Annotated in this window: 22 protein-coding genes; 11 read left to right on the top strand and 11 right to left on the bottom strand. The window is 57.3% G+C overall.

Annotation, left to right across the window (positions count from 1 at the left end; all coding sequences use genetic code 11):
* Window positions 1-152 precede the first annotated feature (152 nt).
* The gene (locus AFK24_RS00895; protein WP_065831453.1) at window positions 153-866 is read right to left on the bottom strand and encodes an SIMPL domain-containing protein; all 714 of its coding nucleotides are present in this window, start codon (window positions 864-866) and stop codon (window positions 153-155) included.
* Window positions 867-1,128: 262 nt separating this feature from the next.
* On the opposite strand from AFK24_RS00895, the gene AFK24_RS00890 reads away from it, so the two are divergent.
* The 7 genes from AFK24_RS00890 to garD all read left to right on the top strand — a co-directional run bounded on the left by AFK24_RS00890 (window position 1,129) and on the right by garD (window position 9,975).
* Entirely contained in the window at window positions 1,129-2,391 is a 1,263-nt protein-coding gene (locus AFK24_RS00890) for an ATP-binding protein (protein ID WP_065831452.1), read from the top strand.
* Window positions 2,384-2,944: a response regulator transcription factor gene (locus AFK24_RS00885; protein ID WP_020293127.1), complete on the top strand. Its 561-nt coding sequence runs from the start codon at window positions 2,384-2,386 to the stop codon at window positions 2,942-2,944. The genes AFK24_RS00890 and AFK24_RS00885 overlap by 8 nt, the downstream gene beginning before the upstream one ends.
* Before the next feature lie 90 nt (window positions 2,945-3,034).
* The gene (locus tag AFK24_RS00880) at window positions 3,035-4,771 is read left to right on the top strand and encodes an ABC transporter ATP-binding protein/permease (RefSeq protein WP_065831451.1); all 1,737 of its coding nucleotides are present in this window, start codon (window positions 3,035-3,037) and stop codon (window positions 4,769-4,771) included.
* Between the two features lie 93 nt (window positions 4,772-4,864).
* Window positions 4,865-5,614 carry a FadR/GntR family transcriptional regulator gene (locus tag AFK24_RS00875; protein WP_020293129.1) on the top strand — a complete coding sequence of 250 codons (750 nt, stop codon included), beginning with the start codon at window positions 4,865-4,867 and terminating at the stop codon, window positions 5,612-5,614.
* A 302-nt stretch (window positions 5,615-5,916) separates the two neighbouring features.
* Entirely contained in the window at window positions 5,917-6,828 is a 912-nt protein-coding gene (gene kdgD / locus AFK24_RS00870; RefSeq protein ID WP_065831450.1) for a 5-dehydro-4-deoxyglucarate dehydratase, read from the top strand.
* Between the two features lie 209 nt (window positions 6,829-7,037).
* Window positions 7,038-8,411: an MFS transporter gene (locus tag AFK24_RS00865; protein ID WP_065831449.1), complete on the top strand. Its 1,374-nt coding sequence runs from the start codon at window positions 7,038-7,040 to the stop codon at window positions 8,409-8,411.
* Window positions 8,412-8,421: 10 nt separating this feature from the next.
* Window positions 8,422-9,975 carry a galactarate dehydratase gene (gene garD / locus AFK24_RS00860; protein ID WP_065831448.1) on the top strand — a complete coding sequence of 518 codons (1,554 nt, stop codon included), beginning with the start codon at window positions 8,422-8,424 and terminating at the stop codon, window positions 9,973-9,975.
* Window positions 9,976-10,091: 116 nt separating this feature from the next.
* On the opposite strand, the gene AFK24_RS00855 is transcribed toward garD, so the two are convergent.
* Window positions 10,092-11,075, bottom strand: coding sequence for a ketopantoate reductase family protein (locus tag AFK24_RS00855; RefSeq protein WP_065831447.1), 984 nt, complete (start codon window positions 11,073-11,075; stop codon window positions 10,092-10,094).
* Window positions 11,076-11,185: 110 nt separating this feature from the next.
* Complete coding sequence (locus AFK24_RS00850) at window positions 11,186-11,827, bottom strand: Yip1 family protein (protein WP_065831446.1); 642 nt, start codon at window positions 11,825-11,827, stop codon at window positions 11,186-11,188.
* Between the two features lie 262 nt (window positions 11,828-12,089).
* On the opposite strand from AFK24_RS00850, the gene AFK24_RS00845 reads away from it, so the two are divergent.
* On the top strand, window positions 12,090-13,313 hold the full coding sequence (locus AFK24_RS00845) for a zinc-dependent alcohol dehydrogenase (protein WP_065831445.1): 1,224 nt from the start codon (window positions 12,090-12,092) through the stop codon (window positions 13,311-13,313).
* A gap of 60 nt (window positions 13,314-13,373) precedes the next feature.
* Here AFK24_RS00845 and AFK24_RS00840 read toward each other — a convergent pair whose 3' ends face one another.
* From AFK24_RS00840 to AFK24_RS00830, 3 genes are read right to left on the bottom strand one after another with little or no spacing between them, the layout of a single operon-like run.
* Window positions 13,374-14,144, bottom strand: coding sequence for an alpha/beta hydrolase family protein (locus AFK24_RS00840; RefSeq protein ID WP_065831444.1), 771 nt, complete (start codon window positions 14,142-14,144; stop codon window positions 13,374-13,376).
* A complete protein-coding gene (locus AFK24_RS00835; RefSeq protein WP_065831443.1) occupies window positions 14,128-15,252 on the bottom strand; it encodes a DUF3182 family protein in 1,125 nt (374 codons plus the stop codon). The genes AFK24_RS00840 and AFK24_RS00835 overlap by 17 nt, the downstream gene beginning before the upstream one ends.
* A gap of 40 nt (window positions 15,253-15,292) precedes the next feature.
* Entirely contained in the window at window positions 15,293-15,670 is a 378-nt protein-coding gene (locus AFK24_RS00830; RefSeq protein WP_065831442.1) for a Rho termination factor N-terminal domain-containing protein, read from the bottom strand.
* 369 nt (window positions 15,671-16,039) lie between these two features.
* Between AFK24_RS00830 and AFK24_RS00825 the strand changes: the two genes are divergently transcribed.
* Window positions 16,040-16,516 carry a hemerythrin domain-containing protein gene (locus tag AFK24_RS00825; protein WP_065831441.1) on the top strand — a complete coding sequence of 159 codons (477 nt, stop codon included), beginning with the start codon at window positions 16,040-16,042 and terminating at the stop codon, window positions 16,514-16,516.
* 143 nt (window positions 16,517-16,659) lie between these two features.
* Here the strand turns inward: AFK24_RS00825 and AFK24_RS00820 are convergent, their stop codons facing one another.
* The 3 genes from AFK24_RS00820 to AFK24_RS00810 all read right to left on the bottom strand — a co-directional run bounded on the left by AFK24_RS00820 (window position 16,660) and on the right by AFK24_RS00810 (window position 19,262).
* Complete coding sequence (locus tag AFK24_RS00820; protein ID WP_065831440.1) at window positions 16,660-17,037, bottom strand: low affinity iron permease family protein; 378 nt, start codon at window positions 17,035-17,037, stop codon at window positions 16,660-16,662.
* 835 nt (window positions 17,038-17,872) lie between these two features.
* Window positions 17,873-18,070 (bottom strand): hypothetical protein, encoded by a 198-nt coding sequence (locus AFK24_RS00815; RefSeq protein WP_065831439.1) that lies wholly within the window; start codon window positions 18,068-18,070, stop codon window positions 17,873-17,875.
* Window positions 18,071-18,242: 172 nt separating this feature from the next.
* Complete coding sequence (locus AFK24_RS00810) at window positions 18,243-19,262, bottom strand: alpha/beta hydrolase (protein WP_065831438.1); 1,020 nt, start codon at window positions 19,260-19,262, stop codon at window positions 18,243-18,245.
* A 199-nt stretch (window positions 19,263-19,461) separates the two neighbouring features.
* Here AFK24_RS00810 and AFK24_RS00805 point away from each other — a divergent pair, with 199 nt between their 5' ends.
* Entirely contained in the window at window positions 19,462-20,298 is an 837-nt protein-coding gene (locus tag AFK24_RS00805) for a DUF1206 domain-containing protein (protein WP_065831437.1), read from the top strand.
* A 12-nt stretch (window positions 20,299-20,310) separates the two neighbouring features.
* Here the strand turns inward: AFK24_RS00805 and AFK24_RS00800 are convergent, their stop codons facing one another.
* Window positions 20,311-21,861 (bottom strand): sensor domain-containing diguanylate cyclase, encoded by a 1,551-nt coding sequence (locus AFK24_RS00800; RefSeq protein WP_065831436.1) that lies wholly within the window; start codon window positions 21,859-21,861, stop codon window positions 20,311-20,313.
* Window positions 21,862-22,187: 326 nt separating this feature from the next.
* Window positions 22,188-22,373, bottom strand: coding sequence for a hypothetical protein (locus AFK24_RS00795; RefSeq protein WP_065831435.1), 186 nt, complete (start codon window positions 22,371-22,373; stop codon window positions 22,188-22,190).
* Here AFK24_RS00795 and AFK24_RS00790 point away from each other — a divergent pair.
* A complete protein-coding gene (locus AFK24_RS00790; protein WP_065831434.1) occupies window positions 22,372-23,205 on the top strand; it encodes an inositol monophosphatase family protein in 834 nt (277 codons plus the stop codon). The genes AFK24_RS00795 and AFK24_RS00790 overlap by 2 nt on opposite strands.
* Window positions 23,206-23,298 lie beyond the last annotated feature (93 nt).

The following is a 23,298-nucleotide window of genomic DNA, read 5'->3' as shown; positions in this document are numbered from 1 at the left end:
TGTGGGTGTAACGGGGTGTGAGTTTACGGCCTGAGAAAAATGGCGGAATCAGACAGGTCGGCAATGCATGTAGGGGAAAGGAACGCAGGTGTAGCGAGGTGTCGGCGGGACGTACAGGAAATGGCGGCAACCGTAATTGCCGCCAGGATCAATCAGGGAATGGCGACTTCGATCACGCCGTCGGCGGTGACCGTTACCTGGCTGGTGCCGGCTTCGACATCCGGGGTCGGCGCGCCGTCAGAGCGGGCGGCTTTCATCATCATGACCGGCGCGCGCAAGTACGGCTGCGGGAAGCCCGAAGTATTGAACGTCAGGTTGACCACTTTATAACCCGTGCCGCCCAGCGCTTCGGTCAGCAGTTGCGCGCGCGCCCGGAACGCCGTCACGGCATCCTTGAGCAACACATCTTCGCTGGCTTTGCGGGTTGGCTTGGCAATGGAGAAATCCATACCGCCCATTTTCATGTCACCGAGCATCTCGCCGGTGAGCTTGGACAGTGCCGCGAAATCGGCGCTTTCCAGACGCAGCTCGGCACGTTCACGCCAGCCGGTGATCTTCTGCCCTTTGTCGTCATAGACCGGATAACTGCTGCGATTGCCCTGGCGGATTGTCACGCCGTTGACCTGCCGCGCTTGCGCGAGGGCCTTGTTCAGGGTTTCGGTGATTTCAGCAGCGAGTTTGGCCGGATCGGTGTTCTGCGCCTCGCTATAGAGCGTGACGTTCATCAAGTCGCGAGCGACTTCCTGGTCCACTTCGGCACGCACGGAAATCTGGTTGTAACGGAGGTCTTCAGCCATGGCTGAAACGCTGGACAGGGCAGCAACGCCGAGGGCGAGGAGGGCGGCAGTTGGACGAAGGCTGAACATGGAAACTTCCTTTTATGGAGGTGTGGTCGAGCTGAGACGCAAAGCTATCAGACTGTGAAACCGGGGGCAGGTTCCGATCCGAAAACCATCGTTGGAGCGAGGCTTGCCCGCGAAGGCGTCAATCAAGCCAAAGGAAATGACGACTGGAATCAAGCTTCGCGGGCAAGCCTCGCTCCAACAAACATGCCTCACTTTTCGCAGTTTTCACCTGTGGCTGGTTATACTCGCTCCGATTCGCCTGGAGCACTCATCAGGAGAGCTCATGCTCGCCCCCGTTCAATTGCTGTCCGCTACTCGCCAGAACCTCTGGCGTCTGACTCTTATCCGCATGCTGGTGCTGGCCGCGCAGGCTGGATCGGTGGGTATTGCCTACCTGTTTCACTTGTTGCCGCTTCCCTGGATGCAACTGGCGATTACCCTCGGCTTTTCCATGGTCTGGTGTCTCCTGACCGCCGTTCGGCTGCGCACTTCGCTGCCGGTCACCGAACTGGAATATGCCGTGCAGCTGGCCTTCGACCTGCTGATTCATAGCGCGCTGCTGTACTACTCCGGCGGCTCGACCAACCCGTTCGTTTCTTATTACCTGGTGCCGCTGACCATTGCTGCGGTCACGCTGCCATGGCGCTTTTCGCTGATTCTGTCTGGCATTGCGCTGGCCGCCTATACCTTGCTGCTGGTGCAGTTCTATCCGTTGGACACGTTGCCCATTGCGCGGGAGAACCTGCAGATTTACGGCATGTGGCTGAGTTTCGCCCTGGCGGCTGCGGTGATCACGTTCTTCGCTGCGAAAATGGCCGAAGAGCTGCGCCGCCAGGAGCAACTGCGTGCCGAGCGCCGTGAAGAAGGCCTGCGTGACCAGCAATTGCTCGCTGTGGCGACCCAGGCGGCTGGCGCGGCGCATGAATTGGGCACGCCGTTGTCGACCATGAGCGTGCTGCTTAAAGAGATGCGCCAGGATCATCACGATCCGGCGTTGCAGGACGATCTTGCCGTGCTGCAAGAGCAGGTCAAGCAATGCAAGCTGACCTTGCAGCAACTGGTTCGCGCTTCCGAGGCCAATCGGCGTCTGGCGGTGGAAAAGCAGGCGGTGACGCACTGGCTGGATGAAGCCCTTAATCGCTGGCACCTGATGCGCCCGGAAGCCAGTTATCGTTTTGTGTTGCTGGGCACCGATACAGCGCCCATGCTTGCGCCGCCGCCGGACTTGACCCAAGCGTTGCTTAACCTGCTGAACAACGCCGCCGATGCCTGCCCGGAAGGGCTGGAAGTCAGTCTGGGCTGGGACTTCGAGGAAATCTGCATCAGTATTCGCGACCACGGCGCAGGGGTGCCGCTGGCCATTGCCGAACAAATCGGCAAACCTTTCTTTACCACCAAGGGCAAAGGCTTCGGCCTGGGCCTTTTCCTGAGCAAAGCCAGCGTGACCCGTGCGGGCGGCTCGGTAAAACTCTACAGTCATGAAGAAGGCGGCACGCTCACTGAGCTGCGTCTGCCCCGTGATGCCCGAGGAGACTTAAATGAGTGACGAAATCCAGGTTGAAGGCGAAGAGCTGCCGCATCTGTTGCTGGTTGACGATGATGCGACCTTTACCCGAGTGATGGCGCGAGCCATGAGCCGTCGCGGCTTTCGCGTGAGCACCGCAGGTTCCGCCGAAGAAGGCCTGGCCCTGGCGCAGGCGGACATTCCCGAGTTTGCCGCGCTGGACTTGAAGATGGACGGTGATTCCGGCCTGGTCCTGCTGCCCAAGCTGCTGGAACTCGACCCGGACATGCGCGTGGTGATCCTCACCGGTTATTCGAGCATCGCCACCGCCGTCGAGGCGATCAAGCGCGGCGCGTGCAATTACCTGTGCAAACCGGCAGATGCCGACGACGTGCTGGCCTCGCTGCTCTCCCAGCATTCCGATCTGGATACCCTGGTGCCGGAAAACCCGATGTCGGTGGACCGTTTGCAGTGGGAACACATTCAGCGTGTCCTGACCGAGCATGAAGGCAATATTTCGGCCACGGCCCGAGCGCTGGGCATGCATCGACGCACCTTGCAGCGCAAGTTGCAGAAGCGGCCGGTGCGTCGCTGAGTCAAAGCACAACCCCATTCAAGGATGATCGTGTCGAGCGTTCAGGTTTATCCCGGACGCTGAACTTCAATTGAAGCCGAGACATCACCCATGAGTCGCAATGCCGAATATTCAACGGTCAATGACAGCGTTGAAGGAGCTTTTTTTTCGCGAGTATGGAAGCTCACGACCCCTTATTGGCGCAGTGAAGAAAAGGGCCTGGCCTGGACTCTGCTGATTGCCGTGATTGCCCTTTCACTGTTCAGCGTGGCCATTTCGGTGGTGATCAACAGCTGGTATCGCGACTTCTATAACGCGCTGGAAAAGAAAGACCTGGAAGCCTTCACCCAGCAGATTCTGTACTTCTGCGGGATTGCTGCGGTGGGCATTCTGAGTGCGGTTTACCGGCTTTATCTCACGCAAATGCTGACCATTCGCTGGCGGCGCTGGCTGACCGAGCAGCATTTCGCCAAATGGCTCAGCCACAAGAACTACTACCAACTGGAGCAGGGCGGTTATACCGACAACCCTGACCAACGCCTGTCCCAGGATCTGGATCAGTTCACCACCAGCACCTTGTCGCTGGGTTTGGGGCTGATGCGTACGGTGGTCAGTCTGGTTTCGTTTTCCATCATCCTGTGGGGCGTTTCCGGCAGCATCGAATTGTTCGGCATCACCATCCCCGGCTATATGTTCTGGGCGGCCTTGTTGTATGCGGTAGTGGGCAGCTGGCTGACGCACCTGATCGGGCGGCGTCTGATCCTGCTCAGCAACCAGCAGGAACGCTACGAAGCCGACCTGCGTTTCGCCCTGGTTCGGGTGCGGGAAAATGCCGAAAGCATTGCGCTGTCCAACGGCGAGCCCAACGAGAATGAGCGCCTGAGTTCACGATTCGGCATGGTCTGGGGGAATTTCTGGACGATCATGAAGGTGCAAAAGCGCCTGACGTTCTTTACGGCCGGTTATTCCCAGATCGCCATCATCTTCGCCTTTGTCGTCGCCGCGCCGCGTTACTTCGCAGGCAAGATCGAGCTGGGCGGCCTGATGCAGATCAACTCGGCATTCGGCAACGTGCAGGAGAACTTCAGCTGGTTTATCGACGCGTACACTACGTTGGCGTCATGGCGCGCGACCTGTGATCGTTTGCTGAGTTTCCGTCAGGCCATGGCTCACAATGAACAACGCGAGCCGGCCTTCGATATCCGTCGCGACGGCGATGCCTTGAGCTTGAAAGGCCTGGGCTTGCAGCTCGGTGCGGGTCGGCAATTGCTGAGCAATGCCAATCTGAGTATCGCAGCGGGTGAGCACGTCATGCTCAGCGGGCGGTCCGGCAGCGGCAAAAGCACGTTGCTGCGGGCGTTGGGTGGTTTGTGGAATGATGGCCATGGCCAGTTGGTCGTGCCGGCTGAACGCTATCTGTTCTTGCCGCAGAAGCCTTATCTGCCCATCGGTACCTTGCGCGACGCGTTAAGTTATCCACAGGCCAGCGACGTTTACCCTGCCGAGCGCTTTGCCGAGATTCTGCAAACCTGCCGCTTGAACCATCTGATTCCGCGTCTGGATGAAAGCAATCACTGGCAACGCATGTTGTCACCGGGTGAGCAGCAGCGCGTGGCGTTTGCCAGGGCATTGTTGTTCGCGCCGCGCTGGTTGTATCTGGATGAGGCGACTTCGGCCATGGATGAAGAGGACGAGGCTGCGCTGTATCAGGCGCTGATCGATGAATTGCCGGGCGTAACCCTGTTAAGCATTGGCCATCGCAGCAGTCTCAAGCGTTTTCATCGTCGGCACCTGCGCATTGAGGGCGGGCAACTGCTCGAACAGCCGCATCCTGAAGCGGTTGTATAGATATGTTGCAGGTCGAGTCGTTTTTACGCATGTGATCGTACAACGCCGTGAGCTATCATTGTTCCCTTAACTGCCCTGAGATTGATGTTGGATATGGAAAATCAAAGCGCTCCGCCTCGCGCCCGCAGAAAGCACCGCAGCCTGGCGCAAGAGCTGGTCACTGAATTGTCTGAGCGAATTCGCAGCGGACAGCTCAAGCGTGGGGATAAGTTGCCTACCGAGTCGGCGATCATGGAAGAGCAGGGCGTCAGCCGCACGGTGGTGCGCGAAGCGATTTCGCGCCTGCAGGCGTCGGGTCTGGTCGAAACCCGGCATGGCATCGGCACCTTTGTGCTCGATACGCCGAGCCCGAGCGGTTTCCGTATCGACCCGGCCACTATTGTCACGTTGCGTGATGTACTGGCGATTCTCGAATTGCGGATCAGCCTGGAAGTGGAATCTGCCGGTCTGGCCGCGCAGCGTCGTACGGACGAGCAGTTGCTGGCTATGCGCAACGCGCTGGATGCATTGAACGAAAGCGCGGCACATGCCAGTGATGCCGTGGCGTCGGACTTCCAGTTCCACCTGCAAATCGCGCTGTCCACGGGTAACCGTTATTTCACCGACATCATGACCCACCTGGGTACCAGCATCATTCCGCGTACCCGCTTGAACTCGGCACGTCTGGCCCATGACGATCAACAGCACTACATGAATCGCCTCAGCCGGGAACACGAGGAGATTTACGACGCAATCGCCCGCCAGGACTCGGACGCCGCTCGCGCCGCCATGCGCCTGCACCTGACCAACAGCCGCGAACGTTTGCGCCACGCCCATGAAGAGGCTGAATCGCAGCGGGCTTGAGAAGACAAGGCGCCATGACGTAGGACCGGCTTCAGCCGGGAGCACGCTCTCCCGGCTGAAGCCGGTCCTACGAATTCTGTACCAGCCGTTCACGCATCCGAAGACGTCGTACGACTTTCGTTCTATACCAAAACCCGGCAAGGCCCATTCCTGCGGGCTTCATCCTGCCGCCATTGACCGCTGAAGCAAATATCTCCAAATGCCTGTTGAGTCATTTTATTTTCAGTTGTACGATGACTTACGACATCAGCGCAGGACTGATGATCCATTCACTTTTTTTTGCTTCTCAGGGTGTTCGAATAATGAATCCACAAGAACTGAAGTCCATCCTTTCCCACGGTCTGCTGTCCTTCCCGGTTACCGATTTCAATGCTCAGGGCGACTTCAATCGCGCTGGCTACATCAAACGTCTTGAGTGGTTGGCCCCTTACGGCGCCAGCGCTTTGTTCGCTGCCGGCGGTACAGGTGAGTTCTTCTCCCTGGCAGCCAGCGAATACTCCGAAGTGATCAAGACTGCGGTCGATACCTGCGCTACCAGCGTGCCGATTCTTGCCGGTGTCGGCGGTTCTACCCGCCAGGCTATCGAATACGCGCAAGAAGCCGAGCGTCTGGGTGCCAAGGGGCTGTTGCTGCTGCCGCACTACCTGACTGAAGCCAGCCAGGACGGCGTTGCCGCTCACGTTGAAGCTGTGTGCAAATCGGTCAAGATCGGCGTTATCGTCTACAACCGTAACGTTTGCCGCCTGACCGCTCCGCTGCTGGAGCAACTGGCCGAGCGTTGCCCGAATCTGATCGGTTACAAAGATGGCCTGGGCGATATCGAACTGATGGTTTCGATCCGCCGTCGCCTCGGCGATCGCTTCTCGTACCTGGGCGGTTTGCCGACCGCTGAAGTCTATGCCGCTGCCTACAAGGCGCTGGGCGTGCCGGTTTACTCGTCTGCGGTATTCAACTTCGTACCGAAACTGGCGATGGACTTCTACCACGCTATCGCCAAGGACGATCACGTTGCTGTTGGCAAAATGATCGACGATTTCTTCCTGCCATACCTGGACATTCGTAACCGTAAATCCGGTTATGCCGTGAGCATCGTCAAGGCTGGCGCCAAAATCGCCGGCTATGACGCAGGTCCGGTGCGGACCCCACTGACTGACCTGACTGGCGAAGAGTACGAAATGCTCGCAGCCCTGATGGACAAGCAGGGTAAGCAGTAACAAATCCACAGGTAACTAACCGCTGAGCGATCAGCGGTTTTTTGCCCTTGGGTGTTTGCCAGCAGCATGGATCGTAAGGACGCGTTTGTACTGTAGGTAGGACGATTCGCCAAGTGCGATATCGCCTAAGGGGCCGGCAGGCGTTAGCAACACGTAAAAAAAAACAGTTTCACCCGCGTAAAAAAAATAATTAGTGGGAGTTCACACACATGCTAAAAACCAAGCCGACTCACGTCCGCTATTTGATCCTGCTCATGCTGTTCCTGGTGACCACGATCAACTACGCCGACCGAGCCACCATCGCTATCGCCGGTTCCAGTCTGCAAAAAAGCCTCGGAATCGACGCCGTAACACTCGGTTTTATCTTCTCTGCGTTTGGCTGGGCTTATGTGGCCGGTCAGATCCCTGGTGGTTGGCTGCTCGACCGCTTCGGTTCGAAGAAAGTCTACGCCCTGAGTATTTTCACCTGGTCGTTGTTCACCGTGCTGCAAGGCTATGTCGGTGAGTTCGGTGTTTCTACCGCCATCGTTCTGCTGTTCCTGCTGCGTTTCATGGTGGGTCTGGCCGAAGCGCCATCCTTCCCTGGTAACGCCCGCATTGTGGCGGCCTGGTTCCCGACCGCTGAACGTGGCACGGCATCCGCCATCTTCAACTCCGCGCAATACTTTGCCACTGTGCTGTTCGCACCGCTGATGGGCTGGATCGTCTACACCTACGGCTGGCAGCATGTGTTCATCGTGATGGGTTCGATCGGCATCGTGTTCTCGATGATCTGGATGAAAGTCATCTACAGCCCGCGCGAACACCCGCGTATCAACAAGGAAGAGTTTGATCACATCGCCAACAACGGCGGCATGGTCGACATGGATCAGGACAAGGTCAAAGGCAGCAAATCGGGTCCGAAATGGGACTACATTCGTCAGCTCCTGACCAACCGCATGATGCTCGGCATCTACCTGAGCCAATACTGCATTAACGGCATCACCTACTTCTTCCTGACCTGGTTCCCGGTGTATCTGGTTCAGGAACGCGGCATGACCATTCTCAAGGCCGGCATCATCGCGTCCTTGCCGGCGATCTGCGGCTTTATCGGTGGCGTGTTGGGCGGGATCATTTCCGACTACCTGCTGCGCAAGGGCCATTCGCTGACCTTCGCCCGCAAGGCGCCGATCATTGGTGGCCTGCTGCTGTCGACTTCCATCGTCGCGTGCAACTATGTCGACATCGAATGGATGGTCGTGGGCTTCATGGCGCTGGCGTTCTTCGGTAAAGGTGTGGGCGCATTGGGCTGGGCGGTCATGTCCGATGCCTCGCCGAAACAGATTGCCGGTTTGAGCGGCGGCCTGTTCAACATGTTCGGCAACATTGCATCGATCACTACCCCAATCGTGATTGGCTACATCATCAGCTCCACTGGCTCGTTCAAATGGGCTCTGGTGTTCGTGGGTGCCAACGCTGTGGTGGCGGTGTTCAGCTACATCTTCATCGTGGGTGAGATCAAACGCGTTGAATTGAAAGAGCCTCCAACCAAGGGGCCACTGATTGGCGAAAACGCCAGCGACCTTTCTCAAGCTAAATCCTGAGGAAACCGTGATGAACCTGATTCAACATGCCGATTCGCCACGTTACATCCGGCTCCATGAGCTGGACAACGTGGTCGTGGTGGTCAACGACCAGGGTGTGCCAGCCGGCACTGAGTTCGACAATGGCCTGGTGACCATCGACAACGTACCGCAGAGCCACAAGGTCAACACTGTCGATATCGCCGAGGGCGAGCCGATTATCCGTTACGGGCATACCATTGGTTATGCCTTGCAGCCGATTCCACGGGGCAGTTGGGTCAGGGAAGATCAGCTGCGCATGCCTTCAGCGCCTGCGCTGGACAGCTTGCCGATGTCTGACGCGGTGCCGCAAAAGCAGGCGCCGCTGGAAGGTTTCACCTTTGAGGGTTATCGCAACGCCGACGGCACCGTCGGCACGCGTAACATTCTCGGCATCACTACCACCGTGCAGTGCGTGACCGGTGTGCTGGACCATGCGGTCAAGCGCATCCGTGACGAGTTGCTGCCCAAATACCCGAACGTCGATGACGTGGTGGCCCTGACGCACAGCTACGGCTGCGGCGTCGCCATTACGGCCACCGACGCGTACATCCCGATTCGTACCGTCCGTAATCTGGCGCGCAACCCGAACCTGGGCGGCGAAGCGTTGGTCATCAGCCTGGGCTGCGAGAAATTGCAGGCCGGACAGGTGATGCACGAAGGCGACAGCTCGGTGGATCTCACTGATCCATGGCTGTATCGCCTGCAGGATTCCAGTCACGGCTTCAACGAAATGATCGAGCAGATCATGGAACTGGCCGAAACCCGCCTGAAGAAACTCGACCAGCGCCGTCGCGAAACAGTGCCGGCCTCCGAGTTGATTCTGGGTATGCAGTGCGGCGGCAGCGATGCGTTTTCCGGCATTACCGCCAACCCAGCCTTGGGTTACGCCTCGGACCTGCTGCTGCGCGCCGGTGCGACGGTGATGTTTTCTGAAGTCACCGAAGTCCGTGACGCGATCTATTTGCTCACCGCCCGCGCCGAGTCGCAGGAAGTGGCCGAAGAACTGGTTCGCGAAATGGACTGGTACGACCGCTATCTGGCCAAGGGCGAAGCGGATCGCAGCGCCAACACCACGCCGGGCAACAAGAAGGGCGGGCTGTCGAATATTGTCGAGAAATCCCTGGGATCGATCGTCAAATCCGGCAGCAGCGCGATCAACGGGGTGCTTGGCCCTGGCGAGCGTTTCAAGCGCAAAGGGCTGATTTTCTGTGCAACGCCGGCGAGCGATTTCGTCTGCGGCACCTTGCAACTGGCGGCCGGGATGAACCTGCACGTGTTCACCACCGGGCGCGGCACGCCTTACGGTCTGGCCATGGCGCCGGTGGTCAAGGTTTCGACCCGTACTGAGCTCGCTCAGCGCTGGCCGGACCTGATCGATATCGACGCAGGACGCATCGCTACAGGCCGCGCCAGCATCGAAGACCTCGGTTGGGAGCTGTTCCACTTCTATCTGGACGTGGCCAGCGGCAAGAAGAAAACCTGGACCGAGCATTATCGTTTGCACAACGACATTACCCTGTTCAACCCCGCGCCGATTACCTGATCGGGTGCAATTCTGTTGGAGCGAGGCTTGCCCGCGAAGAGGACGGTACGTTCACCCCGTTCCGAAACCTGAACAAAGCCTTCGCGGGCAAGCCTCGCTCCAACGGACCTGAGTTCCTACGCCACCTTTCCCGCACAAAAATGCGCCAGGGTCAAAATGCTGCGGGTGATGGGCATTGGCACGTTGGCGCGTTCGGCCAGTTCCAGCACTGCATCGCCTATCGCGGCCAGCTCCAGCGGCAAGCCTTTTTCGAAGTCTTGCAGCATCGAAGTACGCACCGCACCCATGCTTGCGCCAAAGCGAATAAACGTCTCACGGTCCATGCTCACGCTGGCGTCATAGGTCGTGGCGACCAGCATCGCCTCCTGAAACATGCCCATTGCCAGCTCACGCATAGGCGGCAGGCCGTAGATCTGTCCCAAGGTCGCGCCCGTGATCACCGACACCGGATTGGACGTCAGGTTGGCGATGATTTTCGTCCACAGCTGATCGCGCAAACGATCCGTGCCTTGCGCCTCGATACCGGACGCTTCAATCAGCGCCCGCACGCGTTCGAGACGCGGTGTCAGTTTGTTATCCAGTTCGCCGAAAATAATTCGATAAGGGTCGTCGGCTTTGACCACGCCGGGGCTCGGACATTGAGCGGTGACGAACACCACGCAGCCGATGATCTGGTTCAGATCGAGCGCATCGGACAACAGCCCGCCAGGGTCAACGGCTTCGATCCGTTCGCCATCGAAGCGTCCGCCTTCGCCATGGAAGTACCACCACGGCACGCCATTCACCACGGGCACGATGATGGTCTGCGGGCCGATCAGAGGCCGGATTTGCGGGAGCATCCTGCTCAGCGAATGCGCCTTGGCGCAGAGAAATACCAAGTCCTGTTCGCCCAGGGCGATTGCGTCGTTGCTGGCATTGACCCGCACGTGATGCTCGCCGTGCACATCGCTCAAGTGAATGCCGTCACGCTGCAGAATGCTCAGGGTTTCGCCCCGAGCGAAGACATTGATCGCCCGGCCACTCAGGGCCATGCGGGCGGCCAGCGTGCAGCCGATAGCACCCGCACCGGCGACACAAATGCGCAGGGAAGAAGAATTCATGACAACTCCGACTGGAAAATACGTCCCGAAAGTGCTCCGGGATGTGTTCAGTATTTACCGGTCGGCAGTTGTCGCACAGCAGTTTTTACCGCCTGGCAGGGCCGCGCTATTCAGACGGTTCCCGACACCAGCCATGTCGACAGCATTGCCACATCCCGCAGGTATTCCGGAGTGAGTTGGTTGTACCAGAGCAGAATCATCTCGACCAGCGACGTCACTAGCACCAGAAGGCCTATGCCCCATGCCGCTGCGGCATAAAGAAACCCCTTGCCTTCATCCAGGCGCATGAAGGTCGTGATGCCGACGAACAACAGGTACGTCGAATACAGGCCAGCCAGGCCCAGCACGGCGATTGCCAGCCAGCGACTTGGATACAGGCCTGCCAACCCGGCAAGCATAAGCGGCGTAGCGGTATAGGCCGCGAAACCGATGCATTGATTGAGCGTCGGCCGCGCCTCGAACGTACGAGACATCCAGCGGATGAACGCACCCATGATGATCGTGCCGACCAGAATGGTCAGGTAGAGCATCACGCACAGCTGCAGCGCGCTGCTCGCGGTCAGGCGAACGTTTTCACCTTCCGCCAGGCTCCAACCCACTTGCGTCGTGCCGATGTACAGGCTGATCGCGGGTATCAACGCCAACAGCAGCAGATGCAGCAAATAGTGTCGCGGGTGCTGTTCTTCGTCCTGGCGAATGTCCCGCCATGCATGTTCGGGGTGAGTGAACAATTTAATGAAGTGTGCAGTCATGGCAAATCCCTCTTGCTCTAAGCAGCCTCCAGATTACGGCTTGCAGCCGTGTCAACTCCTTAGAGGTTAGTTGGCTGAAGGGTTCAGTGCAAAAAGCTGAACGGTGCATGAAATAACGCTGCTGCGCTGCGGGATGTAACGGTGCGGCCGCTGGTCAACTTATTGCGCCGAGGCCTGAACTTTAGTTATTCGAACGGTCTCCCTTTATTCAAGTACTTCAATTGATGATTATCAAAACGAATCACTTGTTCAGGAGAACTCCATGCGCGCACTTACCTATCACGGGGCCCATGATGTCCGGGTCGAAACTGTTCCCGATCCAGTCATTCAGGATGCGGACGACATCATTCTGAAAGTCACCGCAACGGCTATTTGTGGCTCGGATTTACACCTGTATCGCGGCAAGATTCCGGCCACCGAGCACGGCGATATTTTTGGGCATGAGTTCATGGGGGTTGTCGAGGAAGTCGGTTCTCAAGTAACAGCGGTCCAGCCGGGCGACCGCGTGGTAATCCCGTTTGTAATCGCCTGCGGCAGCTGCTTCTTCTGCCAGCTGGATCAATTCGCCGCCTGCGAAACCACCAATACCGGACGCGGCGCGATTCTGAATAAAAAGTCGATTCCACCTGGCGCTGCGCTGTTTGGCTTCAGTCACCTGTACGGCGGGATTCCGGGCGGTCAGGCCGAATATGTCCGGGTACCCAAGGGCAATACCGGGCCGTTCAAAGTGCCGGGCACGCTGTCTGACGAAAAGGTGCTGTTCCTCTCCGACATTCTGCCCACCGCCTGGCAAGCGGTGCTCAACGCCGGCATTGGCAAAGGCTCAAGCGTCGCGATTTATGGTGCCGGGCCGGTCGGGCTGCTCAGCGCGGCGTGTGCGAGGATGCTGGGTGCGGAGAAAATCTTCATGGTCGATCACCACCCGTATCGCCTCGCATATGCGCAGGCCACGTATGGCGTTATCCCGATCAACTTCGACGATGACGATGATCCGGCCGATACCATCATTCGCCAGACCGTCGGCATGCGCGGCGTTGACGGCGTGATCGATGCGGTAGGTTTCGAGGCCAAGGGCAGCACCACGGAAACCATCCTCGCTACCCTCAAGCTCGAAGGCAGCAGCGGCAAGGCGTTGCGCCAGTGCATCGCTGCGGTTCGTCGCGGCGGTACGGTGAGCGTGCCGGGTGTCTACGCAGGTTTCATCCACGGCTTCATGTTCGGCGATGCCTTCGACAAAGGCCTGACCTTCAAGATGGGCCAGACTCACGTGCAGCGCTATCTGCCGGAGCTGCTGGAACACATCGAGAGCGGCGCGCTGAATCCCGAAGCGATCATCACCCACCGGATGTCGCTGGAAGAGGCGGCTGCGGGTTATAAGATCTTCGACAAGAAAGAGGAGGATTGCCGCAAGGTGATTCTCACGCCTGGTTTCGACAGCCGTGTCGGTGAGCCGGAAGGTGTCGAAGGCGTGTTGTCTGTCAGCTAGGCCGCTTAAGTCGAAGGCCTTCGCTGAAGGCCTTCGTGACTGAAACCGGGTCGAAATACCTCAGGAATATTTCGACGAATGATGCGGGTAATCCACAAGACGTGCGCCGATTACCATTTCGCTGATCCAGTTGGTCAGCATCGAACTGTACATGCTCTGGCTGATATCACTGCTCAGCGCGTGGTCGGCGCCGTCCACCAGCCGATAGGTCAACGAGTGTGCCAGTTCGAACGCCCCGCGATAACTCATCAACGTAGCATGGGGCACGTAATCATCCTGTTCTGATTCGATGAGCAGCACATCCCCCTTGAACTCCTTGCACGCCGCCAACGCGCGATTGTCCGCTGCGGTCACGGCCGAGCGGCGGTAGTGGGCAAGCTTGTCCCGATCCAACTCTTGCTTGGGCATCTCCCAGTCGGCATCCCAATACAGCGCCGGCACCCGCAAGGCCAGCCATTTGACCGGGCGCATGCCGCTGAGGATCGTCGCCAGATACCCGCCATAACTGCTGCCGATCACGGCGATGGCGGTGTCGTCCACGGCCGGATGACTGACCAGCCTGTCATAAGCGGCGACTAAATCTTCCAGGCTGTCTTCACGAGACACGCGCGCGCGCATTTCATGGGTGCGCTCATGGCCGCGCAAATCGAATGTCAGGCATACGCAGCCCAGGCCGGTAATGTTTTTCGCCCGCGCCAGGTCGCGCTGTTGGCTACCGCCCCAGCCGTGGACGAACAGGATGCCAGGGATTTTCGCGCTAGGGGTCAGGATTGTTCCCGAGATCGACTGGTTATCTACGGCAATTTCAATGCTTTCACTGCTGACACTCATAAGGTTGAACCTGTGTGAATTTGGTAATGAATCCCACGTCCGGGTCGTCGCCCTCGTAAAGCACATTGGCCCCTGCCACAACCTTGGTAGGGCCGTAGATCTCGTGGGTCGAGGCGCAAATCGCCTGTAACTCGGGATCGGCAGCGAATGCCAGCAAAGCCTCGACTTCCGCCGCACTGGCACCGCCGATGCGCCAGGATTGCTCAAGTACGCCAGAGCAGCGCTTGCCTTGGGCGTTGGTGCCTTGGGCTATGTCGTAATTGCGCCGGGAAGCGATCAAGTCCGGAAAACACTCAAAGGCCGCCTGCTCATAACGCATCGCCTGAGTGATGGCTTGCCTGACGGATTCGTCGAGGGGTTGCCTGAGCAGCGTCTGATAATCGCCGCGCACGACCCACAGCTTTGAGCCGCCATAAACCGTTTCGCCCTGATTGTCCTGAGTCAGGCATTGGGTGCCGTGATAACTGGCGGTGATGCCGGCAATGCTGACCTGACCGACACTCAAGGTCACGACATCGGTCAGGTCTTCTTCCAGCACCAGCCCCCAGGTTTCGACTTCTTCCATGTCCTGCTGCGCGATGGCCTGGTCGAGCTCGGTTTCATCGTGCGCGACGATTTGTCCACGACCCGCCGTAGCCAGAACCGGTTTGATGCGCACCGGTCCATTGGCCAGAATCAGCCGCCCGGCGCGATCCGCGTCCTGTTGATTGAACACGGTATAACCGGCCAGCACCGCGTCTGCGGTTTGCTCGTCAAACTGCTCGGACCAGCCGGGTGGTTTGGCAGTGGCGTTGGGTATAAGCGGATGGGAGATGGCTTTGGTGGCCATGAACGGTTGCGAGATCAGCCCGCCGAACAGGTCGTTGGCGTCATCGATGTGCAGCGCGCTGTGTTCCTGCTTGCCGATCAGCGTATCGGAAGGAACGTAATAAAGGCCAGGTTGAGTATGGATGGCACTGTCATACAGGCCTTCAAATTGCGTTCCGAGCAACCCTGCGAGTTTTTCCGCGAGAGCCTGATGCACGACGACTTCGTGTGTTGCGAGCTTTTTATGGGTGGACAAGAGAACTACGGCAGCTTTTTTTATGCTCGTTCCGGATCCGCTCATTGATCAACTCCCATGGACGCGATGGCTTGCCAACACTGCGCTACGACACTTTTTTCAGCGCAGAGATCAGCTCCTGTTTGCTCATGCTGGACCGACCCGCGATGTTCAGGCCGCGTGCGCGTTGCATCAGGTCAACCTTGGTTTGTGACTCCAGCGGTTCGTTGCTGCGTGGCGCACCGTGTCGAGTTGCGACGGCGCGCTTGGCGGAACTCTTGCGAGCGCTGGCCTTGGCTGCTGAAGATTTCTTCTCCCCCGAGCCGTCTTTGCGCTCCCCGCCGCCCGATTGCTTGTTAACGGTAGCCCACGCCCGGGCTTCTGCTTCGCTTTTGGACACACCTTTAGCTTCGTAGCCTTCTTCTATGTGTTCAGCCTTGCGCTTCTGTTTGTCGGTGTACTTGTCTTTATTCGCCGTAGCCATCTGGGTATCTCCTGCCGGTCTGGAACATCACCAGTGAGTAGAAATAAACCTCCGGTTACACTTTTGAACGATAGGCAACAGGCGGAGTTCCACGCTTCGGATAAGCGGTGAAGCGTTGGATGTTGAGCGGGCTATATCACTTTCTAACACGACGCAAAATGCCGGATCGCGACGCGTTATTCATGCATTTTGCATGGACGGAAACTGTCAGTTATTTACTAATTAGTTGATTTTATTAGTGTTTTTAATTATCGGATTTTGGGCATGAAAGCTGCTCTGTTAGTTACTACACGATTTAAGTGTTGAGGCGGCACCAGCAACTAAAAAATCAAGGCGACGCATACAGTCGCCATCTTGCGGAGATACCTGATGAACGCTATCGAACTGTTGGAACAAGACCATGTGCGCGTCAAAGACATCCTCACTCAGCTGAGCGAGTCCACCGATCGCGCGATCAAGAAACGTACCGATTTGCTGGCCAAGCTGGAAATGGAACTCACCATCCATACCCAGCTTGAGGAAGAAATCCTGTATCCCGCTTTCAAGGAAGCCGGGAGCAAGGAGCAGGACATCATGTATTACGAAGCCAAGGAAGAACATCGCACTGTGGACTCCCTGGTCCTGCCGGATCTGAAGATTACCGATCCAGGTACGCCGGAATTCTCTGGTCGAGTGAAGGTCGTCAAGGAGCTGCTTGAGCATCACATCGAGGAAGAAGAGACCGAGATGTTCCCGCAGTGCAAGGAATTGCTCGGCAAAGAGCGTCTGGAAGAAATCGGCGCGCAGATGGAAACCTTGAAAGCCGAGCTGAAAAAACAGCTGTCGGCGGTTAGCAAAGCAGCATGACCTCGTTTTGCTAATCCGGTCCCACGGATGATCGTATTTACCCGTGGGGCCGAATTCATTCGCGAAGATTTGCCAGGCCCCGCAGATGTGTTGCTTGCAACGACGTCTTCCCGGATAAATCCGGTCCCACGGGATTGAGCAATTTATTCTGCTTTCGCCGGATCGTCCAATGTTTCACCTTCCCCCAATGCCTTGTATTCCTTACGCAGCGCCTTGAGTTCTTTCTGGTCCAGATTGTCCAGGCTCAACAGCGCGTTTTGAGCGTCCTTGGTCACGCGCAATAACTCATCGATCTTGATGTGCAGCACGTCGTTGTCACGGTTTTGCGTGTTTTGAATCAGGAACACCATCAGAAAGGTAATGATCGTCGTCGAGGTATTGATGATCAGCTGCCACGTATCGTTGTAGTGAAAATACGGCCCGCTCAAGCCCCACAATCCTATCAGCACGATTGCCGCCATGAATGTCCTGGCGCTGCCGGCCCATTTAGAAAGGCCTTGGGAGAACTTCGAAAATTTCATTTCTGGGACCATTAGTTGAAGTGATGAACTAAAGACCACGGAAATATCGCGAAATTTCTACTTACAAATTAAATTAAATTTAGAAAGTCTCACATTCCGAAATAGCGGGCCGAGCCGCCTGATTCGCGGGCAAGCCTCGCTCCAACGAATCACTGAATCTGTAGGAGCCGAGCTTGCTCGCGAAGAACGATAACGCGGTCCGTCTGGGCCACCGAGCCGCCTGATTCGCGCGCAAGCCTCGCGCCAACGAATCACTGAATCTGTAGGAGCCGAGCTTGCTCGCGAAGAACGATAACGCGGTGGATCTGCGCCACCGGGGCGGCTGATTCGCGGGCAAGCCTCGCTCCAACGAATCACTGAATCTGTACGAGCCGAGCTTGCTCGCGAAGAGCGATAACGCGGTATGTCTGGGCCACCGAGGCGGCTGATTCGCGGGCAAGCCTCGCTCCAACGAATCACTGAATCTGTAGGCGCCGAGCTTGCTCGCGAAGAGCGATAACGCGATATGTCTGGGCCACCGAGGCGGCTGATTCGCGGGCAAGCCTCGCGCCAACGAATCACTGAATCTGTAGGAGCCGAGCTTGCTCGCGAAGAGCGATAACGCGGTATGTCTGGGCCACCGAGGCGGCTGATTCGCGGGCAAGTCGGAACGCCGCCCGCTCGCTCCAACGATCCGACAAATCCCAGACAAAAAAAGACCCGCTACACGGCGGGCCAATGGGATTCAACAGGAGTGATTGCAGGTTAGGGGCGCAAACGTGAAAGGCGCGTGAAATGGATGTCGCAGAAACGCGAAGCCCGGCAATCGCCGGGCTTGATACAACGTCGAGCATGCTCAGCGAGCTTGGGCAGACGCCTGTCTTGCCGATTTGCCCTGAGCTTTCGCTGGAAAGGTATGCGGTGCGTTGAGTCTCGAAGCCATTCGGTCAGCAAACTCCTTGGCTTCAATCAAACTTCGACATTTGACCGGGTAGTTGTCCAGCTTCACGATCCAATTGGCCCCGTGAGTACCTTCTTCAATTTGGATAAGCATCGGTAAGCATCTCCATTAATAAGTCGGTGAACACCATGCCGCGCGTCAGCGGCGAGAAATCAGCGAGAAAATCCTGCGCCGATTGGGGTGGATGAGCCAGCGAAAAATTGCCTAACCGATGAAACGCCGCAACCTTTTCGGGGTCGCGGCGTTTTTTGTGGCTGAGGCTCTGTCAGTTCAGATGCGCTTTAAGTTCGGCACCGGCCTGACGCATGGCGGCTTTCACTTCCGGAATCTGATGCAGCGGGTTGAGCAGACCGTAATCGTGAACCATGCCGTTGTAACGCACCGCAGTCACATCGACCCCGGCGGCGTCGAGTTTGCGGGCATAGGCCTCGCCTTCATCGCGCAGCACATCGGCGCCGGCAGTCTGGATCAGCGCGGGCGGCAGGCCGCGCAGTTGGTCGGTGCTGGCCTGCAATGGCGAGGCATGGATTTGCGCACGTTCGCTGGCGTTGGTGGTGTAGCTGTCCCAGAACCACTGCATCATGCCTTTGGTCAGGAAGTGACCCTCGGCGAATTCGTTATACGAGCCGGTATCGAACTTCGCATCGGTCACCGGCCACAGCAACAGCTGGAAGCGCAATTTCGGGGTGTTCTGTTCCTTGGCCATCAAGCTGACCACCGCTGCCATGTTGCCGCCGACGCTGTTACCGGCCACTGCCAGGCGAGAGCCGTCGACGCCGATTTCCTTGCCATGCTCGGCAACCCATTTGGTAGCAGCGTAAGCCTGGTTGATCGCAGTCGGGTAGTGCGCTTCTGGGGACGGCGTGTAGTTGACGTAAACCGCCACGGCGCCGGAATTCACCACCAGGTCACGAATAAGGCGTTCGTGAGTCGGGTAGTCGCCCAACACCCAGCCGCCACCGTGGAAGAACATGAACACCGGCAAGTCGCCTTTGACGTTGGCGGGGCGCACGATTTTCAAACCGATGGATTCGCCCGCCACTTTGATGGAGCGGTCACTGACTTGAACTCCGGAAAGATCAACCTTCACCGACTGTTGCGCTCCGGTCAGCACTGCACGCGCGTCTTTCGGGCTCAGCTGCTCAAGAGGTTTGCCGCCACCTGCTGCCAGGGCGTTGAGAAACCCCTGGGTCTGGTGTTCGACATAAGTGCTTTCAGCGGCGAAGGCAGTGTTGATGGACAGGGCAAGTACGGTCAGGGAAGCGGCTTTCTGGATGAAGTTCATGATGATAGTCCTTGATGATCAGTGAGCAATGGTTGGGCTGTTTCAGCACCATGGACATAGATTAGTGTTCATCAAGAAAGTGATAAAGCGGCTGGTTAGCGTTTTACTGTCAACCTGAGAGAGACAGTTGCGCACGTCGCTGCAACGAACCACTCGTTGTCCTTGTCTATGCCATATCTTCTCGTTGTGGATTTTCGACATGTCGCCCAATCGTGGCCTTGTATTACTCGCTCGCGGTGGCTACGCCGCACGTGGTTTGGTGTACCTCATCATCGGTGCTTTCGCTTTGCTGGCTGCTCTGGGTTCCGGGCAGCCGACTGACAGCCACAGCAGCCTGGAAAAAGTGCTCAGCCAGCCGTTTGGGCATGTGTTGGTGGGCATCGTCGTGGTCGGGTTGATCGCCTTTGCCGCCTGGCGTCTGTTGCAGGCGACCCGCGATGTGGACCATCACGGCACGGGTTTCAAAGGCATCGCCATTCGAGCAGGCCTGCTGGCGGGTGCCGTCAGCAATGCGTTGCTGGCGTTCTTTGCCTTGAGCCTGCTGATCAGCGGCTTGAAAAGTTCCGGTGGCTCCCAAGGCGGCAAGACCGAAGACTTTCTGGCGACACTGCTGTCATGGGATCACTCGAACCTGCTGATTTATCTCGCAGCGCTGGTGCCGTTGGTGGTGGGGATCATTCACATCGTCAAAGGCTGGAAAGCGACCTTCGAGAAGTATTTCGAAGCCGACGAACAGGTCATGCGTTACGTGCGGCCCATTTCCCGTTTCGGCCTGATCGCGCGTGGCGTCGCTTTTATCGAGATCGCCGCGCTGCTGGCGATCAGCGGTTCCAGTTATGAGGCGATGCACCCACCGGGCATGAAGGACGCCATGAAAGGCCTGCAAAGCCTGCCGATGGGCTGGCTGGTACTGTCTGTGGTCGCAGTCGGCTTGATGGCGTTTGCCGTTTACAGCTTTGCCGAGGCGAGGTGGCGCAAGATCAACATGGACGTGCCGGATGCTCCCCATGCACTCAAAAAGCATGTCGGTCGGTGAAGGCTGAGATGTTCAAACGTGGAGGAGGGGCTCAGTCTCGAACACCTTTGTCTGATTACGGCCCGTTCGTTTGGCGTGATAGAGCGCTGTATCGGCCTTACCGATGATGTCAGCAATGGCCTCCTCGCCCGTGGGAATAAGCGTGTGGCAACCGAGGCTGATGGTCAGTTTGCCGAGAGGGTTGGCGCTGTGAGTGATATTCAGGTCCGCGACACGGTTGCGAATCAACTCGGCAATAACCCATGCGCCCGCGGCATCGGTACCAGGCAGCAGTACGGCAAATTCCTCGCCTCCGAATCTGACGGCCAGATCCGAAGGTCGCTGGCTGCTCTGCTGCACGGTCTCGGCCACTTGCGCCAGACAACGATCACCCGCAATGTGCCCGTAGGCATCGTTAAAGCTTTTGAAAAAATCGATATCCATCATGATCAGGCTGACAGGCTGTCGTTGGCGTGCTCCGCGTTTCAATTCCGTTTTGAACGTCGTTTCAAACAACCTGCGATTGGCGAGACCGGTCAGAGTGTCATGGGTCGCCAGAAGCTCCAGAGCGCTCTGCGCCTTGCGCAGATCCGCCTCCACCCGTATGACATTTTTAACTTGCACTATTACCAGAAAACCAAAAAGACATATCACTACAATAACGCCGCCCGTGATCAGACTGGTGCGATAAGCAGTGTTGTACCATTCATGAAGAATGGCATCCTCTGAACTGGCAGCGGCCACAACCAGCGGATACTTGGCCAGCCATTTGTAACCCACGATTCTGACTTGCCCATCGAGGGTGGATTTGATCAACGCAGTATTCGACAGGGGATTGGCGTTATGCTCGCGAAATATTTCTCCCTCAGCGATTGATACGCCAACGAGATGGCTAGTCCAGGGCCGTCTGGTGAGCAATGTTCCGTCGGCCAAAGCAAGCAACATGGCTCCATTGGCATCGATATTGAAACCTTTGAAGAAGTCATCGAAGTACGTCATGTTGAGCGCCGCAAGTACCACGCCACCAAACTCTCCCTGGGCATTATTGATCCTTCGCGATATCGGAATGATCCATTCGCCGTTTTCGCGGCTGCGAATGGGCGCGCCAATATGCGGTGACAAATCGGGATTACTTTCATGGTATTTAAAATAGGCGCGATCAGCGACAGTCGTCTCGGTAGGCATCTGCGCAAATGAACTGATCAACCAGTTACCATGGGCGTCAAAGACGAACAGACCATGCAGTTGGCTCAGCGCTTGAACCTGGCTGAGCAGCAGGTCGTGAAGACGTATTTTTTGTGGCGACTCGTGGCCGTAGGCTTGCAGCCAGCCGAGCAGATTCTGCAGAGCGAAATCCGCCTCATCGAAGGTGTCTTGGGCTTGTTGCGCCATCGCTCGTGCAATATTGGATGAAGATATCTCAGCCTGCTGCAATTCATGCCGTTTGGCCTCGACCAGATGCAGTGCAAGTAAGCCAAGCAAGGCAATGCAGACGAATCCGATGAAGAGAATCGTGAGCACTATCAGCGGAAGACGTTTTAAGCGGTCCTCAGGTACCGCAACTTCATGGGTCACTACGGGCATATGGATTCTCAAATAGAGAGTTATTAATGGATGAGAACCATGTCCTTATGGAAAGTAAGTCTATCGAGTTACGGCTTGAGTAGCAATTGGCCATTTATTCGGTTTTTCCAAAAAAATGGCGCTGGTTGTTTGGCACTTTAGACAGGCGTTGCGTTGATGTACCTCCCGGTCGCAATGGTTCTCTTTACATATAAAACCTTGATTAACTTACAGGTGTCAGGTTGATAGTTGATTCAAGGAAGTGTTTCTGTAATGCGTGAGCGTGAGTGGATGCGCCGTAAGTAACGTTGAAATATTTTGGGTCAGGTCTTTGTGATATTTCGTCATCACGTCACCGCCGATTTCGCGTCAAGCGCGATGGCAGTGCCAGTCTTCCGTTTTTCGAGGGTCGACTTCAGATTTATGCGCTGCCAGAATGGCTCCCCTTTCAATACGTCCTGTCCGCTGTTTTCCACCAAGAATTCTCCTTCATTTGAATTCGACATGGCCAAGACCGACCAGGAGCGACCCATGCAGCGTCATCCTTCAATAGATGCTCCATTGAGCCCCGAAGCCTTGCAGGCCCGGTATGAATGCGCCCGAGACCTGGCGATGGAAGCTGCGCGTCGTGCCCTTGGCCCTTACAAGGAACGGGAAAGTTTAATCGTCAATCACAAGGGCGATCAGACGCAGGATCTGGTGAGTATCGTCGATCAGGAGACCGAGGCCTTTATCAAGAAACGGCTGGCCGAATGCTTCCCGGACGACGGTTTTCTCGGCGAAGAAACCGGCGGCGCCACGCTTGATGCGCGCTGTATCTGGGTCGTCGATCCCATCGATGGCACCCGATGTTTCGTCAACGGCCTGCACGCCTGGTGCGTATCCATTGGCCTGCTGGTTGACGGCGAACCCATGGTCGGCGCAGTTGCTGACGCCATCCATGACGAGCTGTTTCATGCCTGTTCGGGGCAGGGCGCCTGGCTAAACGGGCAGCGCCTGAGCGTCAACAGCGCACCCGATATCCGCCACGGCGTGATGGGCGTCGGCACATCCCTGCGGCGCGGCAAAGAGCACTTCATTCCGTTCATTACCCAGTTGCTGGAACAAGGTGGCACCTTCATCCGCAATGGTTCGGGGGCGCTGATGGTGGCGTACGTCGCCGCAGGGCGATTGATCGGTTACTACGAAACCCACATCAACAGCTGGGATTGCCTGGCCGGACTGGTGCTGGTCAAAGAGGCCGGCGGCCTGCAAAACGACTTCCTGCGTAACCAGGGTCTGACCCAAGGCAACCCGCTACTGGTCTCCAGCCCGCAGGTTTATCGGCAAGTGGCGCAGATGATCGGATCCTCGCTGGACGAGTAAAGTGCGCAACCGGTTTTGTTAGAGCGAGGCTTGCTCGCGAATCTGGCACCTCGGTGGGCTTGACCTACCGGGCGGATGCGAAACCGGTAGGAG

Source organism: Pseudomonas syringae (genome assembly GCF_001698815.1).
Classification (GTDB): Bacteria; Pseudomonadota; Gammaproteobacteria; order Pseudomonadales; family Pseudomonadaceae; genus Aquipseudomonas; species Aquipseudomonas syringae_A.
The sequence above is the reverse complement of the archived record's forward strand: the minus strand, read 5'-3'. Positions and strand labels throughout refer to the sequence as shown.

What these genes read in the sequence shown, in the direction of transcription:
- AFK24_RS00880 (WP_065831451.1), top strand. Translation starts at nt 3,035, where the DNA reads ATGAGTCGCAATGCCGAATATTCAACGGTCAATGACAGCGTTGAAGGA.
- AFK24_RS00830 (WP_065831442.1), bottom strand. Translation starts at nt 15,670, where the DNA reads ATGGCTACGGCGAATAAAGACAAGTACACCGACAAACAGAAGCGCAAG.
- AFK24_RS00850 (WP_065831446.1), bottom strand. Translation starts at nt 11,827, where the DNA reads ATGACTGCACACTTCATTAAATTGTTCACTCACCCCGAACATGCATGG.
- AFK24_RS00790 (WP_065831434.1), top strand. Translation starts at nt 22,372, where the DNA reads ATGCAGCGTCATCCTTCAATAGATGCTCCATTGAGCCCCGAAGCCTTG.
- AFK24_RS00865 (WP_065831449.1), top strand. Translation starts at nt 7,038, where the DNA reads ATGCTAAAAACCAAGCCGACTCACGTCCGCTATTTGATCCTGCTCATG.
- AFK24_RS00810 (WP_065831438.1), bottom strand. Translation starts at nt 19,262, where the DNA reads ATGAACTTCATCCAGAAAGCCGCTTCCCTGACCGTACTTGCCCTGTCC.
- AFK24_RS00890 (WP_065831452.1), top strand. Translation starts at nt 1,129, where the DNA reads ATGCTCGCCCCCGTTCAATTGCTGTCCGCTACTCGCCAGAACCTCTGG.
- AFK24_RS00800 (WP_065831436.1), bottom strand. Translation starts at nt 21,861, where the DNA reads ATGCCCGTAGTGACCCATGAAGTTGCGGTACCTGAGGACCGCTTAAAA.
- AFK24_RS00815 (WP_065831439.1), bottom strand. Translation starts at nt 18,070, where the DNA reads ATGCTTATCCAAATTGAAGAAGGTACTCACGGGGCCAATTGGATCGTG.
- AFK24_RS00845 (WP_065831445.1), top strand. Translation starts at nt 12,090, where the DNA reads ATGCGCGCACTTACCTATCACGGGGCCCATGATGTCCGGGTCGAAACT.
- AFK24_RS00805 (WP_065831437.1), top strand. Translation starts at nt 19,462, where the DNA reads ATGTCGCCCAATCGTGGCCTTGTATTACTCGCTCGCGGTGGCTACGCC.
- AFK24_RS00840 (WP_065831444.1), bottom strand. Translation starts at nt 14,144, where the DNA reads ATGAGTGTCAGCAGTGAAAGCATTGAAATTGCCGTAGATAACCAGTCG.
- AFK24_RS00895 (WP_065831453.1), bottom strand. Translation starts at nt 866, where the DNA reads ATGTTCAGCCTTCGTCCAACTGCCGCCCTCCTCGCCCTCGGCGTTGCT.
- AFK24_RS00825 (WP_065831441.1), top strand. Translation starts at nt 16,040, where the DNA reads ATGAACGCTATCGAACTGTTGGAACAAGACCATGTGCGCGTCAAAGAC.
- AFK24_RS00855 (WP_065831447.1), bottom strand. Translation starts at nt 11,075, where the DNA reads ATGAATTCTTCTTCCCTGCGCATTTGTGTCGCCGGTGCGGGTGCTATC.
- garD (WP_065831448.1), top strand. Translation starts at nt 8,422, where the DNA reads ATGAACCTGATTCAACATGCCGATTCGCCACGTTACATCCGGCTCCAT.
- kdgD (WP_065831450.1), top strand. Translation starts at nt 5,917, where the DNA reads ATGAATCCACAAGAACTGAAGTCCATCCTTTCCCACGGTCTGCTGTCC.
- AFK24_RS00820 (WP_065831440.1), bottom strand. Translation starts at nt 17,037, where the DNA reads ATGAAATTTTCGAAGTTCTCCCAAGGCCTTTCTAAATGGGCCGGCAGC.
- AFK24_RS00835 (WP_065831443.1), bottom strand. Translation starts at nt 15,252, where the DNA reads ATGAGCGGATCCGGAACGAGCATAAAAAAAGCTGCCGTAGTTCTCTTG.
- AFK24_RS00795 (WP_065831435.1), bottom strand. Translation starts at nt 22,373, where the DNA reads ATGGGTCGCTCCTGGTCGGTCTTGGCCATGTCGAATTCAAATGAAGGA.
- AFK24_RS00885 (WP_020293127.1), top strand. Translation starts at nt 2,384, where the DNA reads ATGAGTGACGAAATCCAGGTTGAAGGCGAAGAGCTGCCGCATCTGTTG.
- AFK24_RS00875 (WP_020293129.1), top strand. Translation starts at nt 4,865, where the DNA reads ATGGAAAATCAAAGCGCTCCGCCTCGCGCCCGCAGAAAGCACCGCAGC.